Origin of the sequence: Paraburkholderia sp., assembly GCF_036488505.1 — a bacterium.
In the GTDB taxonomy this organism is placed as follows: domain Bacteria; phylum Pseudomonadota; class Gammaproteobacteria; order Burkholderiales; family Burkholderiaceae; genus Paraburkholderia.
On the sequence record NZ_DASXHN010000453.1, the window covers coordinates 1 to 4636 of the forward strand.

The 4636-nt window shown below is 63.6% G+C and carries 4 protein-coding genes; 2 read left to right on the forward strand and 2 right to left on the reverse strand.

Annotation, left to right across the window (positions count from 1 at the left end; translation table 11 throughout):
• On the reverse strand, positions 1–1010 hold a 1010-nt coding region (locus VGH68_RS26060; RefSeq protein ID WP_331606597.1), incomplete at its 3' end, for a carboxyl transferase domain-containing protein.
• A gap of 93 nt (positions 1011–1103) precedes the next feature.
• Positions 1104–2285 (reverse strand): isovaleryl-CoA dehydrogenase, encoded by a 1182-nt coding sequence (locus VGH68_RS26065; RefSeq protein ID WP_331606598.1) that lies wholly within the window; start codon positions 2283–2285, stop codon positions 1104–1106.
• Positions 2286–2529: 244 nt separating this feature from the next.
• Here VGH68_RS26065 and VGH68_RS26070 point away from each other — a divergent pair, with 244 nt between their 5' ends.
• Together VGH68_RS26070 and VGH68_RS26075 are read left to right on the forward strand one after the other, a co-directional pair.
• Positions 2530–3309, forward strand: coding sequence for a TetR/AcrR family transcriptional regulator (locus VGH68_RS26070; protein ID WP_331606599.1), 780 nt, complete (start codon positions 2530–2532; stop codon positions 3307–3309).
• A gap of 303 nt (positions 3310–3612) precedes the next feature.
• Positions 3613–4404 (forward strand): DUF72 domain-containing protein, encoded by a 792-nt coding sequence (locus VGH68_RS26075; protein ID WP_331606600.1) that lies wholly within the window; start codon positions 3613–3615, stop codon positions 4402–4404.
• Positions 4405–4636: the final 232 nt, after the last annotated feature.

Sequence of the window (4636 nt, forward strand, 5' to 3'; positions counted from 1 at the left end):
TGTCCCCAGATATGCGCAAATCCGCACACGAGCGTCGTGCCGTAACGGGCTTTGAATTCATCGAAGGCGGAATCATCGACAATGCGCGCGATCACTTCGCGAATATCGAACGGCTTGCGCGTATCGACCGGGATCACGCCGTAGATACTGCGCGGGTCGTAGCGCGGCGGCTCCGGTTCCTGCAACGCGAGCGGCGCCTGTTTGACACGGTTCAGATTGCCGACGATGCTGCGCGCGATGCCGAGCGCATGTGCATCGTTCTGCGCGAGATGATCGACGACGCCCGACAGCCGCGTATGCACGTCGCCGCCGCCGAGATCTTCGGCGCTCACCACTTCGCCAGTTGCGGCCTTCACGAGCGGCGGGCCGCCGAGAAAAATCGTCCCCTGATTCTTGACGATGATCGATTCGTCGCTCATTGCCGGCACATACGCACCGCCAGCGGTACACGAGCCCATCACGACCGCGATCTGCGGAATGCCGGCCGCCGACAGATTCGCCTGGTTGTAGAAGATGCGGCCGAAGTGATCGCGATCGGGAAATACGTCGTCCTGATTCGGCAGATTGGCGCCGCCGGAGTCAACCAGATACACGCATGGCAAGCGGTTTTCCGCGGCGATTTCCTGTGCGCGCACATGCTTTTTCACGGTAACTGGATAGTAGGTGCCGCCCTTCACGGTCGCGTCGTTGCAGACGATCACGCATTCCTGCCCGGCGATCCGGCCGATGCCGGTGATCACGCCGGCGCCCGGCGCGTCGTCGTTGTACATGCCGTACGCGGCTAGTTGCGACAGTTCGAGAAACGGCGTGCCGGGATCCAGCAATTGCGCGATGCGCTCGCGCGGCAACAGCTTGCCGCGGCTCGTGTGCTTGTCGCGTGCGGCCTGGCCGCCGCCTTGCGCAAGTTGCTCGATCTTTGCGCGCAGATCGGCGACGAGCGCCTCGAGCGCCGCCGCGTTTGCGCGAAACTCATCCGAGCGCGGGTTCAATTTCGATTCGATGATCGGCATGACGTGATTGCTCCAGATTTGCCGCGTTCTTATAGGCCACCGAGTGCGCTGCGCACCCCGGCCTTCGTCACCGCGATGCGCACGCGCTATTCGTCACAGCGTTTCGGCAAACAGCTCACGACCGATCAGCATCCGGCGAATTTCACTGGTGCCCGCGCCGATTTCGTAGAGCTTCGCGTCGCGCCATAGACGTCCGACCGGATACTCGTTGATATAGCCATTGCCGCCGAGAATCTGGATCGCCTCGCCGGCCATCCACGTCGCTTTTTCGGCGGTGTAGAGAATCACGCCCGCGCAGTCCTTGCGCACCTGGCGCACATGCGCGTTGCCGAGCGTATCGAGCTGGCGGCCCACCGCATACAGATATGCGCGGCAGGCCTGCAACGTCGTATACAGATCGGCGACCTTGCCCTGAATCAGCTGGAATTCGCCGATCGGCTGGCCGAACTGCTTGCGCTCGTGGATATACGGCACCACCGCGTCCATCACCGCCACCATGATGCCGGTCGGCCCGCCCGCGAGCACCGCGCGTTCATAGTCGAGCCCGCTCATCAGCACTTTCACGCCGCCGTTCAACTCGCCGAGGATGTTCTCTTCCGGCACTTCGACGTCCTGGAACACCAGCTCGCCGGTATGCGAGCCGCGCATGCCGAGCTTGTCGAGCTTCTGTGCAACCGAGAAGCCCTGCATGCTTTTCTCGACGATAAACGCGGTAATGCCGCGCGACTGCGCTTGCGGATCGGTCTTCGCATAGACGACCAGCGTGTCGCAATCGGGGCCATTGGTGATCCACATCTTGGTGCCGTTCAGCACGTAGCGGTCGCCCTTCTTTTCGGCGCGCAGCTTCATGCTGACCACGTCCGAGCCCGCGTTCGGCTCGCTCATCGCGAGCGCGCCGACGTGCTCGCCAGAGACGAGCTTCGGCAAGTACCTGCGCTTTTGTGCTTCGCTGCCGTTGCGATGAATCTGGTTCACGCACAGGTTCGAATGCGCACCGTACGACAACCCGACCGATGCGGACGCGCGCGAGATTTCCTCCATCGCGACCATGTGCGCGGTGTAGCCCATATTCGCGCCGCCGTATTCCTCGGCGACGGTCATGCCGAGCACGCCCAGATCGCCGAACTTCTTCCACAGATCCATCGGAAACTGATCGGTGCGGTCGATTTCGCCCGCGCGCGGCGCGATTTCTTTAGCGGCGAACGATGCAATGCTGTCGCGCAGCATTTCGATTTCCTCGCCGAGCGGGAATTGCAAACCGGGCAGATTGGGCATTGCGGTGTCTCCAAGGTTCGGGGGCGGCCGCGCAAAACAACGCGAAGCGGCGCGCGGATCGTCAATCGGGTCAACGCGCATTTCACGCCAGATTGACGTATGCGTCAATAGGTGTTTTTGAGTGTTACTCAGAATCTTCCGGCCTCTACCGCGGACAGCGAATTCAGTGTTAGGATCGCGTTCATCGCGCATTGACGCATCCCGCGCCCCCGCCCTCTTCGTCACAAATCTGACTTCGACTCATATGACGGTTGCCGTGAAGACCGGACTGCCTGTATCGCGCCGCGAGCCGGCCGGGCGCAAGTCGCAGCAGCGCGTGAAGGAAATTCTTCAGGCGGGCCGCGACGTGTTCTCCGAAAAAGGCTACGAGCGGGCGACGACCGCAGAGATCGCGCAGCGCCTCGGCATTTCGGAGGCCACGGTGTTCAGCTATTTCCGCGGCAAGCGCGAGCTGTGCGCGCGCGTGATCGGCGACTGGTACGACGAGATCATCGATGCGATTGAGGCGGGCCTGCCGCGCGAGGGCAGCGTGCGTCAGCAGTTCGCATTCATCGTGCGCATGCATTTGCGGCTGATGCTCGTCAATGGCACCGATCTGTGCGCGCTGGTGCTGTCCGAGGGCCGCGCGCGGCATCACGAGCTAAGTGACGCGTTGACCGAGTTGCAACGCCGTTACACCGCGCCGCTGATGCGGGTGCTCGCGCAAGGCCAGCAAAGCGGCGAGATTCGCGCCGATTTGCCGTTGCGTCTGTTGCGCTCGATGGTGTTCGGGCCGATGGAGCACGTGTTGTGGGACGCGACGCTGGCGAAACGGCAGATCGATATCGACGCCACCGCCGATCAGCTGGTCGACGTGCTGTGGGTTGCACTGACGCCGCCCCAACTGGACGTGAGCGCATTGCAGCGCTTCAGGGCGGAGGTGGCCGACGCGAACCGGCGTTTCGAGCAAGCGGCCAGCGCGGCGGCCGGCAATGCAAAAGCGCGCGGCGCAGCGAAGACCGCGCGGCGCGCGAAAAGCGGCTAATCTACCAGCGTCCCCGCCGCAGCCCGAAGGAGAGCCCAAGTGCCCGCAGCGAAAAGCGCGAAGGAAAGCCGGAACAACAGCGACAAAACCAGCGAAAAGCAACCCAAAACGCCTGACGGCAAGCACAGCAGCAAGCCCGCCCGAAAGGCCGCCGCCAGGCGGGGCGAAACCAGCGCGAAAGCCGCGCCGAAGGCCGCTACTCGGCCTGCCGCGGGCACCACGGGCACTACGACCCGGCGCGCGGCTGCGTCTGCAACACAGAGCGCGCCGCCAAGCGAGACCCAATCGGCGTCCGCTGCGCGCATCCGGGTCGGCATCGGCGGCTGGACTTTCGCGCCGTGGCGCGGCCCGTTCTATCCCGCCGATCTCACCCAAAGCCGCGAACTCGAATACGCGAGCCGGCAGTTGACGTCGATCGAAATCAACGGCACGTTCTACGGATCGCAGAAGCCGTCCAGCTATGAGAAGTGGTATCAGGAAACGCCCGACGATTTCGTTTTTTCGCTGAAAGCGCCGCGTTATGCGACCAATCGCCGGGTGCTCGCCGAAGCAGGCGAAACGATCGAGCGCTTCTTCGCGAGCGGCGTGCTGCTGCTCAAGCAGAAGCTCGGCGCGATCAACTGGCAGTTCGCACCCACCAAGAAATTCGACCCGGACGATTTCGCAGCCTTTCTGAAGCTGCTGCCCGCCAGCATCGAAGGACAGAAACTGCGGCACGCGATCGAGGTCCGTCACGAGTCGTTCAAAACGCCCGAGTTCGTTGCGCTCGCGCGCCAATACCAGGTCGCCATCGTGCTCGCGGCCGACAGCGACTACCCGCAAATTGCCGATATCACCGCGCCGTTCGTGTACGTGCGCATCATGGGCACGAGCGAGAAGGAAGCCAAAGGCTATTCGGCCAAGGCGCTCAACGCGTGGGCCGAACGCGCGCGCCAGCTGGCCGCGGGCAGCACGCCGGACGATCTGGAAACCTGCGGGGAGCCGCTTGCGAAAACGGCCTCCGGGACGGCCGCGCGCGATGTCTATCTGTACGTGATCAGCGGCTTCAAGGAACGCAACCCCGCCGCCGCGATGGCCCTGCTGCAGAAACTCTGACGCGCCCGCCCTGCCTGCTGTCACGCGCCAGTGTCATAATCGCGCCAGCGCAGCCGTGCGCTGGCGTTCGACTTCGCTTGCGTTTCGCCTGAGCTTGGCGCCCGCTTCGTGCCTGCCTCGCGCTAGCGTTGTGCCGATTTCGCGCCCGCTCCGTGCTAGCCTCCTGTCGATTTCGTGCCCGCTCCGTGCTGGCTTCGTGCCGATTTCATCCCCTTTCGGCTCGAGCCTCGCA

Bases quoted from the DNA above. Each gene is read 5' to 3' on its own strand.
- VGH68_RS26065 (WP_331606598.1), bottom strand. From the start codon at position 2,285: ATGCCCAATCTGCCCGGTTTGCAATTCCCGCTCGGCGAGGAAATCGAA.
- VGH68_RS26070 (WP_331606599.1), top strand. From the start codon at position 2,530: ATGACGGTTGCCGTGAAGACCGGACTGCCTGTATCGCGCCGCGAGCCG.